Origin of the sequence: Aliiroseovarius sp. F20344 (genome assembly GCF_023016155.1) — a bacterium.
GTDB lineage: Bacteria > Pseudomonadota > Alphaproteobacteria > Rhodobacterales > Rhodobacteraceae > Aliiroseovarius.
Genome location: NZ_JALKBG010000005.1, coordinates 18,938 through 32,456, shown reverse-complemented (window position 1 = coordinate 32,456; position 13,519 = coordinate 18,938). Strand labels below are relative to the sequence as shown.

Here is a 13,519-nt window from a genome sequence, read left to right as displayed (position 1 = left end):
TGTAGCGATGGCGCCCCAGACTGTCACGGTCCAGACGGTATATCGCGCCAGATCATCTTCATATACAAGCGTCCGCCTGCAAGCTCTTCGCACATTTGATCAATACGCTTTTGCCGCGTCTCGAGCCGTTTAGCCTGCGCGATCCACCCAAGATAATCATTTCGCTGATAGGGCGGACGCTGATCATAAGCGTGTTGCAACCCGTCGGATTGCAGCCGAGCGGCAATATCCGGGGGCATAGGTTGGATTGGGCGTATCAGTGCCATGATCTTAGGATGCACCGCCCGTCAAAACCGGTCAACTCAGCGCCACGGGCGCTGTTTCGCTTAAACTTCACATCCTCTCTTGCAGGCCGGTTGGCACTGCGCCAAAAGCACCCCATGTCGCGCGCTAAACCTTACTCTTTGAACTGTCCGATTTCCCTATCCCTTGACCTTCTGGGCAACCGCTGGGCCATGCATGTCCTGCGCGAGCTGCACGCGGGTCCATCTGGCTTTGGCAAACTGCGAGAGGGTTTGCCGGGGATCGCTACGAATATGTTGTCCTCCCGCTTGGCAGAACTGGTCGAGGCGGGTCTCGTTTCCAAAAACGGGCGCACCTATGCCTTGACTGATCGCGGGAATGCGACACGTGGCATCCTGTTCGAATTGGCGCGGTTTGGACGCGATCTTCCTTTGCCAGAAGGGGGCGTTTCGATGAATGCCCCGTCCTCTCGCGTTGCTATTCTTGCCGGAGCCATTGAACGGGCTGCCGGTCCTTTGGACGAACTGCGCGCCGAAATCTGGCTTGATGAAGCGCCGTTCGCCCTGACGGTTTCCAAAGGGCGCGCAGCGATGCTCGCCGGGCAAATGCCGCTTGCCCCCGTGCGGCTTGGTTTTTCCTGGAGCGACCTTGAGGCCGTGGCCGAGGGCCAACAAAGGGTCGCCAACTTCGCAGCACAAGGCGAGATTGAGGCGCAAGATCCCTTGCAAGTGGCCGCGTTGCTTGATCTGTTGCAAAAGGCAATGGACATATACGGCGGCTTTAAATGACACATATCCTGATCCTGACCGGCGCTGGCATTTCAGCTGAAAGCGGGTTGGGGACGTTTCGGGATGTCGATGGGCTTTGGACAAAATATGATCTGGACGAGGTTGCCACGCCCGAAGGCTTCGCCCGCAATCCGACCTTGGTTCATGAATTTTACAACGCGCGGCGTGCAAATTGCTTTGATGCTACGCCCAATGCGGCCCACACCGCACTTGGTCGGTTGCAGTCCGAACATGCCGGGCGGGTGACGATTATCACCCAAAATGTTGATGACCTGCACGAACGCGGCGGCGCAACGGATATCATCCATATGCACGGAGAGTTGCGATCCGCCCTATGTGCCAATTGCGATCACCGTTGGCCAGCACCTCGCGAAATGTCGGCCGAGGCACCCTGCCCCAGTTGCGCGGAACCAAACACACGACCTGACATCGTCTGGTTTGGCGAAATGCCTTATCGGATGGAGGATATCTATGCGGCGCTCAGCGAGGCTGATCTTTTTGTCGCCATTGGTACTTCGGGCAATGTCTATCCCGCCGCAGGATTTGTAATGGAAGCCCGCGCCATGGGCATTCCGACCCTGGAGCTAAACCTAGAACCTTCGGACACGGCCAGCGCTTTTAACGAAGCGCGGTTCGGACCTGCAACGCAAATTGTGCCGGGCTGGGTAGAAGACGTTTTGAAAAGCTGAGACAGGAAAGGCCGCAGCGAAACGCTACGGCCGTCCGGGGTGACGAAACCCCTATTCAGGGTGCGGGGATGGGGACGCATTCACCGCCCCGCACCCCTTATCCTCAGTTGGTTTTGGTGCCACCTTGGTGCGTGGCGCCATGGCCTTCGCCCATCTTGCCATCTTCAGGCTTGCCATGCTGCATGCCGCCACCCATCGGGTTGCGTTTCAGATCCACGGGGATCTCAACAGTCATTTCACCGGCTTTTTCAAACACCAGCGTGACGGTCACGGTTCCACCATCCACAAAGGGTTCGTTCAAGCCCATGAACATCACGTGGTCGCCACCACGTTGCAGGGCGTGCATGCCGCCTGCTGCAATCGCGAAGCCTTCTTCGACTTCCATCATTTTCATCACGCCATCACCCATATCCTTGTGGGTGTGCAGCTCGACCCGTTTGGAGGCGTCAGATTTCGCGGCAATCAGGCGGTCATCTTCCGCGCCGTGGTTCATGATCTGGAAGAAGGCGGCACCGGCCTTGGCATTCATGCCCGAGGCGCGTGCATATGCATCGTTGATCATGATGTCGCCAGCCAAAGCAGGCAGAGCAAAAAGGGCAGCTGCACCGGCAGCCAAAACGGTTTTCATAGGGGACATAGTCTTTTCCTTAGGTCTTTGGGTTGGTCTTGATTGAAGGGTTCAGACCAGCGCCGGGGGACCTCGGGCAGACGGGGACAGTTCATCGCGACCAGCAGGCGGAGTGACTTGTGAAGGGACAATATAGGCCACAAATCGGGAAACTGGCGTATCCATGGCTGGAAGCGCGAACGAGGCCGCAAAAATCGATGTGCCATCGGGGCACAGATGCACCGATTCGATGGGCTCGCCATCCGGGCCAAGCGTAATAGTTGTCATGCCGGTGCCCGTACACAGCACCGTTTCAAATGACCCGCCAATATCAGGATGATCACCACGGGCATCTGCCAGCGCAAAGCTGGTGATGGTCAGCGCAAAAGCCAGAACATATGCAAATACCGCACGGATCATGCCACTTAGCTATGCCCCTTTTTCAGGAGGGACAAGTGACAAAATGTAACAGGTGCAGCACACGCGAAAACCGCCCACAGCCAAAGGCCGGGGCGGTTCAAAATCTGGTCGATCCAGAAAGGCGCGGGGCTTAGGCGGCTGCCAGAGCTTTCGCAACTTCTTTCTTGATCTTCAGGGCGTTGGCCGACAGTTCGTCGTTCTTGGCTTTTGCCAGGAACGCGTCCAGACCACCACGGTGGTCAACCGAACGCAGGGCAGCAGCCGAGATGCGCAGTTTGAATGCGCGGCCCAGTGCTTCCGACTGAAGCGTCACGTCGTTCAGGTTCGGCAGAAACCGGCGGCGGGTTCTGTTTTTGGCGTGGCTGACATTGTTGCCAGTCATCGGGCCTTTTCCGGTCAGTTCGCAAACACGCGACATGGCTCTTTTCCTTGCTCACTCGGGCCAGATTGGTGAGATTTTCAGCGCGCCCTCGCGCCGCTCACGTCCAGCCGGTCAATACAAACGGGCACTGCCACGGCAGCGCCCCGAATTCCGTCCGCGGTGAATAGACGCCTTCAGAGGGGACGTCAAGTGAGTCGCGGGGCGGTGGGACAGGAAATTTCTGCCCCACTGCAATTGATTACTCCTCGGCCAAGAAACCGCCTGATTGACGTTCCCATAGACCTGCATAGATGCCCTTGGTGGCCAGAAGTTCATCATGGCTGCCGCCCTCGATCACCCGGCCTTCATCCAGCACGACGATCCGGTCCATCTGGGCGATGGTGGACAAGCGGTGCGCGATGGCGATCACGGTTTTGCCCTCCATCATACCATAAAGAGTTTTCTGAATGGCGGCCTCGACTTCGCTGTCCAAGGCAGATGTCGCCTCGTCCAGCACCAGAATGGGAGCGTTCTTCAGCATCACGCGGGCGATGGCCACCCTTTGGCGCTGGCCTCCGGACAGTTTCACGCCACGCTCGCCAACATGGGCATCATAGCCAGTACGCCCTTTCGGGTCTTCCAGCGAATGGATGAAGTCGTGCGCCTCGGCCCGTTCGGCGGCAGCAATCATCTCGGCCTCGGTGGCTGAGGGGCGGCCATAGAGCAGGTTCGCCCGCACAGATCGGTGCAGAAGCGAGCTGTCTTGCGTGACCATCCCGATCTGTGCGCGCAGGCTGTCTTGCGTGACACCTGCCACGTCCTGACCGTCGATCAGAATGCGCCCACCCTCGGGATCGCGAAACCGCAAGAGAAGATTCACAAGGCTGGATTTTCCAGCACCCGAACGTCCAACCAAGCCCACTTTCTCACCGGGTTTCACGGACAAGTTCACGCCATCCAAACCGCCAGACCCCTTCCCATAGTGATGGGTTAGATCGTCAAATCGGATCTCTCCTTTCGACAACTGAAGTGCGGGGGCATTTGGCGCGTCGGTCACCTCGTGCTCGACCGAGATCGAGCGCAGGCCTTCACGGATCACGCCCGCATGCTCAAACAGCCGCACGGTGACCCACATGATCCAACCGGACATACCATTTAGGCGAATGGTCAGGGCGGATGCGGCGGCAACCTCGCCCACGGATACGGCACCGCGGCTCCAGAAATAGATCGAAGTGCCCAGGACGCCCGTGATCAGAAGCCCGTTCAGGATGTTCAGGCCGAAGCTAAGCTCCGTCATCAGGCGCAGGAACCGTTGCAGACGCAGACGGTGGCGTTTCAGTGCCGATAGAACATAGCGCTCTTCGCTTTCGCCTTGGCTAAACAGCTTGACGCTTTCGATATTGGCATAAGCATCCACGATCCGCCCGGACAGAAGCGACCGCGCGTCCGACCATTTTTCGGACGCTGCTGCAACACGCAGCGCGACCCAACGGGTATAGAAAATATAGAGCACCAGCCAGATCACCAGCGGCAGGGCCAATCGCGGATCAATCTGGCTGAGGATCAACGCGGCCGCGATAACATAGGTCAGCGCGTACCAAATGCCCTCGAACGCCATATAGGTTCCGTCCTCGACCGCGCCGCCCAATTGCATCACGCGATTAGACAGCCGCCCGGCAAAGTCGTTCTGGAAGAACCCCATGCTCTGACCCAGCAGGTGCTTATGCGCACGCCAGCGAACCTGATCATGCAGGTTGCCCACGAGGGTTTGTTCAAGCAGCAGGTGGTTAAGGCCGATCATGGCGGGACGGAGAAACAAGATGAACAGCGCCGCCAACAGCAGTTCCAGCCCGTGCGTCTGGAAGAATGTCGCGGCGTCAGAGCCGTCCATCAAGTCAATCACGCGACCGGAGTAGAAGATCAGCCCAGTTTCGATCAGGGCCACCACAACACCTGACAGCGCCATAAGCGCCATCAGTTTGCCAAAGCCGTCATATTGCGACTTCAGATAGGGCCACAGTTTTGTGGGCGGAGTTTCGTCCGAAAAAGAACGGAATGGGTCGATAAGGTTTTCGAAAAATCGAAACATGATGCGCTCCGTGCGCTAAAGGAAAATACAAAGGATAATCGGGGCTGACGTGAGCCCAACAGGACCAGCGTCTAGCGTCGCGGTGGGGTCCTGAATTGAATCATCCTGCATTCTCCTGCATGTTTCAAAGTCACGCTAACCCAGCTATTAGCGCATATCAACCCCCGACAGCAGAGCGTCAGAATTCAGCTGTCAGATGCCATTTTCAGGTAAGCAAGCATCTGATCCGCAGCGCGCGAAGCTGACAATTCGCCCGCCGCAACCTGCCCGCCCAGCGCGTCAATTCGTGCGCGTGCGTCACCTGTTTCCAGCGCAGACAAAAGGCCGATACGCAGGTCTTCCTCGAACCAGTGACGGGCCTGCGCGGCGCGACGCTTTTCCCAGTGGCCATGTTCGCGACGCCATGCGACAAGCTCTTCCATCGTCTCCCATGCCTCGGGCAGACCGTCCTGCGTGACGGCAGAGACCATCAGAGCTTTCGGGAAGCCTTCGGGATCATAGACACGTTTGCGCAACAGGCGCAGCGCACCCGCATAGTCGGCACAGGTGCGCATCGCGGTTTCTTTCAGCGGGCCATCGGCCTTGTTCACCAGGATTAGGTCGGCGATCTCCATGATACCGCGCTTCACGCCTTGCAATTCATCGCCGCCTGCCGGGGCGAGAAGCAAAAGGAACAGATCCGACATCTCAGCCACCATGGTTTCGGACTGCCCAACGCCCACAGTTTCGATCAGCACGATGTCAAAACCAGCAGCCTCGCACAGGGCCACAGCCTCGCGGGTTCGACGGGCAACTCCGCCCATTTGCGCCTGCGAAGGGGATGGACGGATGAAGGCGTTCTTCTCGCGGCTCAGGCTTTCCATGCGGGTTTTGTCACCCAGAATAGAGCCACCCGACCGGGCCGAGCTGGGATCCACCGCCAACACAGCTACCTTCAGACCCTTTTCGATCAGGAACATGCCAAACGCTTCGATAAACGTGGACTTACCCACTCCGGGTGTGCCCGACAGACCGATGCGCAGGGCTTGGCGGTTTTCCGGTGCAGTCGCTTCCAGAAGCTCTACCGCTTGTTCGCGGTGATCCGCACGTCCACTTTCCACCAGCGTAATGGCACGCGCCAAAGCACGGCGTTCGCCCGCGATCACTCGTTTGGCCAGATCCTGAATGTCCATGTCGCCTCCGCCTGTTCGCACCGTTTCTGACGCCTGCACCTGCGCCTGTCCAGAGGCCACTGACATGTTAGCGCCGATTGCGGCAGAGTTCCGGGCTGGACCCGACGCGCGGGGCATCGGATAAGGGCAGGATGACGGATCAATTGCCCATCCATGATGCCATCCCTGCGCTGCTTTCAGCGCTGGCGGATCACGGCCGCGCTGTTCTGATGGCGCCGCCGGGCGCCGGTAAGACCACGGTCGTACCGCTTGAGATGCTGAAGGCCGGTGCGTTTTCCGGGCGGCTGGTCATGTTGGAACCCCGCCGTCTGGCGGCACGCGGAGCGGCCGAACGCATGGCGCAGACATTAGGCGAGAAAACGGGCGAGACCGTCGGTTATCGCATTCGTGGCGAAGCCAAAGTGTCAAAGGCCACCCGGATCGAGGTGGTGACCGAGGGCATCCTGACGCGAATGCTGCAATCCGACCCATCGCTTGAGGGCATCGGCGCGGTGATCTTTGATGAATTTCACGAACGTTCCTTGAATGCAGACCTGGGGCTCGCGCTCACATGGGAAGCGATGGGCGCGCTGCGCGATGATCTGAGGCTCGTCGTGATGTCGGCCACGCTGGATGCGGACCCTGTGGCAAAGCTGTTGGACGACGCACCCATCGTGCGTTCGGAAGGGCGGGCCTTTCCGGTCGAGACCAAGCATCTGGATCGCCCCTTGGCAAAAGGTGCACGACTGCCCGATACGACAGCGGATCTGGTTCTGACCGCGCTGAGCGAAACCAAAGGCGGCGTCTTGGTCTTCTTGCCCGGCGAAGGTGAAATCCGGCGATGCGAAGGGGTGCTCAAGGGCCGCTTGCCCGGTGACTGCCAGTTGCACACTCTGTTCGGCGCAATGGATTTCACTGCCCAACGCGCAGCCATTCAGCCTGCCAAAGAGGGTCGCAAGATCGTACTAGCAACCGCGATTGCCGAGACGTCTTTGACCATTCAGGACATCCGTGTTGTTGTCGATGCAGGACAGGCGCGGCGCGCGCGGTTCGACCCGGGCAGCGGCATGTCCCGACTTGTAACCGAACGCGTTTCCAAGGCCGAAGCTGAACAACGGCGGGGCCGCGCAGGGCGTGTCGCTCCGGGCACCTGCTATCGGCTTTGGACCAAAGGCGAGGAGGGCGGAATGCCGCCCTTTGCACCTGCCGAGATCGAAACCGCAGACCTTGCGCCTTTGGCGTTGGAGCTTGCCGGGTGGGGCAGCTCGGACGCGGCCGGGTTAGCGTTTCTGACGCCGCCAAACACGGGCGTACTGGCCGAGGCACAGAGCCTTCTGAAAAACCTCGGCGCGCTGGATGATGGCGGCAGGATCACCGATCATGGGACAAAGCTCGCCCGCCTGCCGCTACACCCGCGCCTTGGACACATGCTTCTGACCGCAGGTCCGGACGCTGCCGACCTTGCCGCGCTCTGGAGCGACCGCGACCCCCTGCCCCGCGGCGCCCCGATGGATTTATCGCTGAGGCTTGAGGCGATCCGCGACCCGAAAGGCTTTGCTGCGAAACGGGGTATTCAAGCGAACCGCGGCGGGATCGAGCATATACGCACCGAGGCAAAACGCTTGCGCCGCATGGCTGGCGACGCGCCCCCGGACTGCAGCCCAGCGCAGATGGCCGCGTTGGCCTATCCAGACCGCGTGGCGCTGCGCCGCCCCGGTGATATTCCACGTTTCGTCATGTCTGGCGGCAAAGGCGGGATCATCGACGAAGGTGACGCGCTGGCAGGTGCACGACTTATCGTGGTGACCGACACTGACGGCAACCCGCGCGAGGCGCGGATACGTCAGGCGATCCAGATGGGTGAGGGCGAGCTTCGGGAATTGTTCGCAGATCAAATCAGTTGGATTGACAGCTGCGCATGGTCGAAACGCGACGGACGGGTGGTGGCGCGGCGACAGGAATGTCTGGGCGCGGTGGTGCTGGATGATCGCATTTGGAAAGACGCACCCGCTGACACTGTTGCGCAAGCGATGCTTGATGGGGTGCGCGATCTGGGGCTGCGCCCTTCAGATGCCGCCAAGCGGTTCATCGCGCGGGTTGAATTGGTGCGTGCTGGTGGCGAAACGCTGCCAGACATGCGTGCAGAGGCGCTGATGGCGACGCTCGAAGATTGGTTGTTGCCGCATCTGTCTGGGGTAAAGACCTCTGCCGACTGGAAGAAGTTCGACATCCTAGAGGCCCTGCGCGCGTGGCTGGACTGGAACCAGATGTCGCGACTTGATCAAGAAGCGCCCGCCCACTTCACCACGCCTTTGGGGCACAAGACCCCCATCGACTATTCCGGCGAAACACCCGAAATCAGCCTGCGCCTGCAAGAGTTGTTCGGCGTCACCCGCCACCCAATGGTGGGCAGAACACCTCTGCGCGTGACGCTTCTGTCACCCGCGCGTCGACCGGTTCAGACAACAACCGACATCCCGAATTTCTGGGCGACAAGTTACGCGGACGTGCGCAAGGACATGCGCGGACGCTACCCAAAACACCCTTGGCCCGAGGACCCCACGCAAGCCGATCCCACCCTGCGAGCGAAGCGAAAAGGCACCTGATCGAAGTCACTTCACCGTGATGAATCCCTGCTAAATCTGGCGTTTGCTTGCATTTTTCCTTCGTTTCCCCATATAATGACGTCTAATCAATAACGTTCAAAAACGAATGCAGGCCCAAAATGTCATCGCTTTTCAAACAAGCCTGGGAAGAGGTTGTCTCTCCTATGTTCAAACGTCCCAACCGATTGCAGGTGGCGGCGCTCTGCTATCGCGGCACGGGTGATGACAAAGAAGTGCTTCTGGTTACATCCCGCGGCACAGGTCGTTGGATCCTGCCCAAAGGTTGGCCAATGGACGGCAAAAACGCCGCCGAAGCCGCACGCGAAGAAGCGTGGGAAGAGGCTGGCGTTTGCGAAGGTCAGCTCGACCGCGCACCGATTGGTGAGTATTTCTATGACAAAGAGCTCGACACAGGCGGCGTGGCCCGGTGTTCGGCATCGGTTTATCCGCTGAAGGTGGAAAAGCTGGCTGAAGAGTTCCCAGAAGCCGATGAACGCACGCGCAAGTGGGTATCCCCCGAAGAAGCTGCCGAAATGGTCGACGAAAAGGACCTGAGCCAACTTCTACGCGACTTCTAAGACGCGCGTAGCGGTTTCCGCCCCAACCCCCTATCGAATCTGTTGCATTTGAAGCGCCGACAAGCTAGCGCAGGCGCTGAATTGTAACGTCTAAGTTACAGCCAGATGACAGCTGCAGCGCGGGGGACAGACCATGAGCGGCGAGAATAACGGCAACCAGTGGAAAACACTGGATAAAGACCTGAACCGGATCAGTCAGGTCGAGTACGCCACGCAATATGTTGCGCGCCCCTTGGTGGGCATGGGCGTCGCATTGGCCTTCATCGTGCTGGCAGCCCTTGGGGCAGCTGTGTTCTTTGGACAAACACCAACCTCGCTGGTTGTCGTAATCGCCGCGGCCTTCGGTGCCTATATGGCGCTTAACATCGGCGCCAATGACGTTGCCAACAACATGGGTCCTGCAGTGGGTGCAAACGCACTGACCATGGGCGGTGCCATTGTAATCGCTGCCCTATTTGAAAGCGCAGGTGCGTTGTTAGCAGGTGGCGATGTGGTCTCGACCATTTCGAAAGGGATCATTGATCCTGCGGGATTTGACCAATCGCGCACGTTTGTGTGGGCTATGATGGCCGCGCTGATCTCGTCTGCGCTTTGGGTAAACCTTGCTACGTGGGTTGGCGCACCGGTATCGACCACACACTCGGTTGTGGGTGGCGTTATGGGGGCTGGTATTGCGGCAGCAGGCTTCGCCGCTGTGAACTGGCCGACCATGGGCAAGATCGCTGCTTCTTGGGTCATCTCGCCCGTTCTGGGCGGTGTGGTTGCCGCCCTGTTCCTGGCCCTGATCAAGCACAAAATTGTCTACCAAGAAGACAAGATTGCCGCCGCCAAACGCTGGGTCCCAATCCTGATCGGGATCATGGCTGCTGCTTTTGGCGCGTATCTGTCAATCAAAGGCTTGAAGCGGATTGTTAAGATTGATCTGGGAACCGCTTTGTTGATCGGTGCTGGCGTTGGCGCTGTGGCCTATGTGGTCACCGCACCACTGATCGCCCGTCAGGCTGAGGGGCTTGAGAACCGCACCAAATCCCTGAAAACCCTGTTCGCACTGCCGCTGATCTTTTCGGCCGCTCTGCTGTCATTTGCACATGGTGCCAATGATGTGGCAAACGCCGTTGGTCCGCTGGCGGCCATCGTACACGTGGAAAGCGTCGGTGATTTCGCCGCGAAAGTTACGATCCCAACATGGGTCATGGTCATTGGCGCGTTCGGCATCAGCTTTGGCCTGATGCTGTTCGGCCCCAAACTGATCCGCATGGTGGGCAGCCAGATCACAAAGTTGAACCCAATGCGCGCCTATTGCGTGGCGTTGTCTGCCGCCATCACCGTGATTGTTGCCAGCTGGCTGGGCCTGCCCGTCAGCTCGACCCACATCGCGGTGGGTGGTGTTTTTGGCGTGGGCTTCTATCGCGAGTTCCACATGGAGCGCCGGTTGCGCAATTCACGCGCTGCCCGGCCAGAAGCCAAGCGCATCGCGCCCGAGGAGCGCCGTCGCCGCAAATTGGTGCGCCGTTCGCACTTCATGACCATCGTAGCCGCTTGGGTGATCACAGTCCCCGCTGCGGCTCTGATGTCGGCTGCGATCTTCTTTGTCTTGAATGCCGTCATGGCTTAATTGATGGAAAACGGAAAAAGAAGGGCGCTCGATTTGAGCGCCCTTCTTTTGAGACTCACCTAACTTACTTCCCCAAACACCACCGCATCACGGCCTTCTGTGCATGAAGCCTGTTCTCAGCCTCATCAAAGATTACCGATTGCGGGCCGTCCATCACCGAGCTTGTCACTTCCTCTTCCCGATGGGCCGGAAGGCAGTGCATGAACAACGCGTCGGGTTTGGTGTGTGCCATCAGTTCGTCGTTGATCTGGTAAGGACGCAGCAGGTTATGGCGACGCTCGCGGGCTGAAGGCGCGTCGTGCATCGAAACCCAAGTGTCTGAGACCAGAAGGTCCGCACCTTGAACCGCTTCAACGGGGTCACGGATGATGTCGACATTCACGCCCTTGGCGCGGGCTTCTTCAACGAACAGCGCTTCCGGATCTAAGGGCTCTGGTCCTGTGAAGGTCAGGTCGAACCCGAACTGCCCAGCGGCATGCAGGAAAGACGCGCAGACATTGTTGCCGTCACCCGCCCAGACCACTTTCTTGCCTTTGATCGACCCTCGATGCTCTTCGTAGGTCAGAATATCGGCCATGATCTGGCATGGGTGCGAACGGTTGGTCAGCCCGTTGATCACCGGCACATCGGCGTATTCCGCCATTTCCTGAAGCGTTGCCTCTTCAAAGGTACGGATCATTATCATGTCGACATAACGGGACAGAACCTTGGCGGTATCCGCAACAGTTTCACCATGACCCAGCTGCATTTCCGAACCCGACAGAACCATGGTTTCGCCGCCCATTTGGCGCACGCCTACGTCAAAGCTGACGCGCGTCCGGGTCGAGGGCTTTTCAAAGATCAGCGCGACCATGTGGCCGTCCAAGGGCGTTTCTGCGTCAAGCGCCGCTTTGGGCTGTCCATTGCGCGCAGCTTTGATCCGGTGCGCTTCCGAAATGATGCCTTTCAGGTCTTCAGGCGATGTGGCGTTGATATCGAGGAAATGTTTCATGTGCTCTGGCCCTCCACAGCCTTGGCAGCGGTTTCAAGGCGGGTGATGGCCTCGGCAATGTCTTCATCTTCAATTGTCAGTGCGGGCAGGATGCGCAGCACGTTGTCTGCGGCGGGCACGCACAGGACGCCCGCGTCATAGCATTTCGCCAGCACATCCATGTTGGTGGCTTTGCATTTTAAACCCAGCATCAGGCCCGATCCACGTACGCTGTCAAAGACGTCCGGGTGGGCAGCCACTAGGCCTTCTAGCTTCTGACGGAACAGACCTGCCTTGCGGCTGACATCTGCAAGGAATTCGGGATCGGCGACGATCTCGGTTACTTTCGAGCCAACGGCACAGGCCAGCGGGTTACCGCCATAAGTGGACCCATGCGTACCTGCGACCATGCCGCTTGCAGCCTCTTCCGTCGCGAGAACGGCGCCCAAGGGGAAGCCGCCGCCAATGCCCTTGGCGACCATCATGATATCAGGTGTGATACCCGAGAATTCATGTGCAAACAGCTTGCCGGTCCGGCCCATGCCGCATTGCACTTCGTCAAAGATCAAAAGTGCGCCTGCGTCGTCACAGGCGGCTCGGATGGCCTTCAGTTCGTCGTCGGGCACGGGACGGATACCGCCCTCGCCCTGTACGGGTTCGATGATCACAGCCGCGACGTTGCCTTCGGCAAGCGCATCGGTCAGGCCATCAAGGTCCCCGAACGGTAAATGAGTAAAGCCGGGCAGAAGCGGGCCGAAACCAGTGGTCAGTTTCTCGCCACCCGCCGCAGCAATCCCCGCCGACGACCGACCGTGGAATGAGCCATCAAAGCCAATGATTTGCGTGCGTTCATGCTGGTCTTTGTCGTGCCAGTATTTCCGCGCCATTTTCACAGCAAGCTCACAAGCTTCCGTACCTGAATTGGTAAAGAACACGGTGTCCGCAAAACTCAGATCGACCAATTGGTCCGCCAATTTTTGCTGCTGCGGGATCTTATAAAGGTTCGACACATGCCAAAGCTTCGCGCCCTGCTCAGCCAGAACCTCGACCAATGTTGGATGGGCGTGGCCCAGCGCGTTCACCGCGATGCCCGCACCCAGATCCAGGTATCGCTCGCCCCCATCCGTGATAAGCCAGCTGCCCTGGCCCCGCTCGAAAGCAAGGTCAACACGGTTATAGGTGGGAAGAAGCGACGGGATCATGTCGGTATCCTTTGTAAAAGAAGCCTTTGGGTGCCGGATGGGCGACGCCAAGTCAACAATTTCAGGTGTTTTTGAAGGTGTGTTGCGCCTATAGCGCAGGATCAAACGGGGACGGACGTCAGGCGCGGGTGCGTCGGCGTCGGGTGTCAGCGATATGAGTGCGTTTGATCATGGGGGCGGGATAGGGGATCACGCGGGTT

General features: G+C 58.9%; 13 protein-coding genes. 5 read left to right on the top strand and 8 right to left on the bottom strand.

Features of this window, described 5'->3' with window-relative positions; genetic code table 11:
* Window positions 1–23 precede the first annotated feature (23 nt).
* Window positions 24–266 carry a YdeI/OmpD-associated family protein gene (locus MWU55_RS04375; protein ID WP_246934536.1) on the bottom strand — a complete coding sequence of 81 codons (243 nt, stop codon included), beginning with the start codon at window positions 264–266 and terminating at the stop codon, window positions 24–26.
* Window positions 267–380: 114 nt separating this feature from the next.
* Between MWU55_RS04375 and MWU55_RS04370 the strand changes: the two genes are divergently transcribed.
* A complete protein-coding gene (locus MWU55_RS04370; RefSeq protein WP_246934535.1) occupies window positions 381–1,031 on the top strand; it encodes a helix-turn-helix domain-containing protein in 651 nt (216 codons plus the stop codon).
* The gene (locus tag MWU55_RS04365; protein ID WP_246934534.1) at window positions 1,028–1,720 is read left to right on the top strand and encodes an NAD-dependent deacylase; all 693 of its coding nucleotides are present in this window, start codon (window positions 1,028–1,030) and stop codon (window positions 1,718–1,720) included. Before MWU55_RS04370 ends, MWU55_RS04365 begins: the two co-directional genes overlap by 4 nt.
* 103 nt (window positions 1,721–1,823) lie before the next feature.
* Here MWU55_RS04365 and MWU55_RS04360 read toward each other — a convergent pair whose 3' ends face one another.
* The 5 genes from MWU55_RS04360 to meaB all read right to left on the bottom strand — a co-directional run bounded on the left by MWU55_RS04360 (window position 1,824) and on the right by meaB (window position 6,369).
* Window positions 1,824–2,357, bottom strand: coding sequence for a copper chaperone PCu(A)C (locus MWU55_RS04360; protein ID WP_246934533.1), 534 nt, complete (start codon window positions 2,355–2,357; stop codon window positions 1,824–1,826).
* A 42-nt stretch (window positions 2,358–2,399) separates the two neighbouring features.
* Window positions 2,400–2,747 carry a hypothetical protein gene (locus MWU55_RS04355; protein WP_246934532.1) on the bottom strand — a complete coding sequence of 116 codons (348 nt, stop codon included), beginning with the start codon at window positions 2,745–2,747 and terminating at the stop codon, window positions 2,400–2,402.
* Between the two features lie 130 nt (window positions 2,748–2,877).
* Window positions 2,878–3,165, bottom strand: a complete 288-nt coding sequence (gene rpmB, locus MWU55_RS04350) for a 50S ribosomal protein L28 (protein ID WP_246934531.1) — start codon at window positions 3,163–3,165, stop codon at window positions 2,878–2,880.
* A 202-nt stretch (window positions 3,166–3,367) separates the two neighbouring features.
* Window positions 3,368–5,197, bottom strand: a complete 1,830-nt coding sequence (locus MWU55_RS04345; protein ID WP_246934530.1) for an ABC transporter ATP-binding protein — start codon at window positions 5,195–5,197, stop codon at window positions 3,368–3,370.
* Between the two features lie 185 nt (window positions 5,198–5,382).
* Window positions 5,383–6,369 carry a methylmalonyl Co-A mutase-associated GTPase MeaB gene (gene meaB / locus MWU55_RS04340; protein WP_246934791.1) on the bottom strand — a complete coding sequence of 329 codons (987 nt, stop codon included), beginning with the start codon at window positions 6,367–6,369 and terminating at the stop codon, window positions 5,383–5,385.
* 131 nt (window positions 6,370–6,500) lie between these two features.
* On the opposite strand from meaB, the gene hrpB reads away from it, so the two are divergent.
* The 3 genes from hrpB (at window position 6,501) to MWU55_RS04325 (ending at window position 11,147) form a co-directional block, all read left to right on the top strand.
* Entirely contained in the window at window positions 6,501–8,954 is a 2,454-nt protein-coding gene (hrpB, locus tag MWU55_RS04335) for an ATP-dependent helicase HrpB (RefSeq protein WP_246934529.1), read from the top strand.
* Window positions 8,955–9,073: 119 nt separating this feature from the next.
* Window positions 9,074–9,532: an NUDIX hydrolase gene (locus MWU55_RS04330; protein WP_246934528.1), complete on the top strand. Its 459-nt coding sequence runs from the start codon at window positions 9,074–9,076 to the stop codon at window positions 9,530–9,532.
* Window positions 9,533–9,665: 133 nt separating this feature from the next.
* Complete coding sequence (locus tag MWU55_RS04325; protein WP_246934527.1) at window positions 9,666–11,147, top strand: inorganic phosphate transporter; 1,482 nt, start codon at window positions 9,666–9,668, stop codon at window positions 11,145–11,147.
* Window positions 11,148–11,211: 64 nt separating this feature from the next.
* Here the strand turns inward: MWU55_RS04325 and argF are convergent, their stop codons facing one another.
* Both argF and MWU55_RS04315 read right to left on the bottom strand, forming a co-directional pair.
* Window positions 11,212–12,138, bottom strand: coding sequence for an ornithine carbamoyltransferase (gene argF, locus MWU55_RS04320; RefSeq protein ID WP_246934526.1), 927 nt, complete (start codon window positions 12,136–12,138; stop codon window positions 11,212–11,214).
* Window positions 12,135–13,319, bottom strand: a complete 1,185-nt coding sequence (locus MWU55_RS04315) for an aspartate aminotransferase family protein (protein ID WP_246934525.1) — start codon at window positions 13,317–13,319, stop codon at window positions 12,135–12,137. The genes argF and MWU55_RS04315 overlap by 4 nt, the downstream gene beginning before the upstream one ends.
* Between the last annotated feature and the right edge of the window lie 200 nt (window positions 13,320–13,519).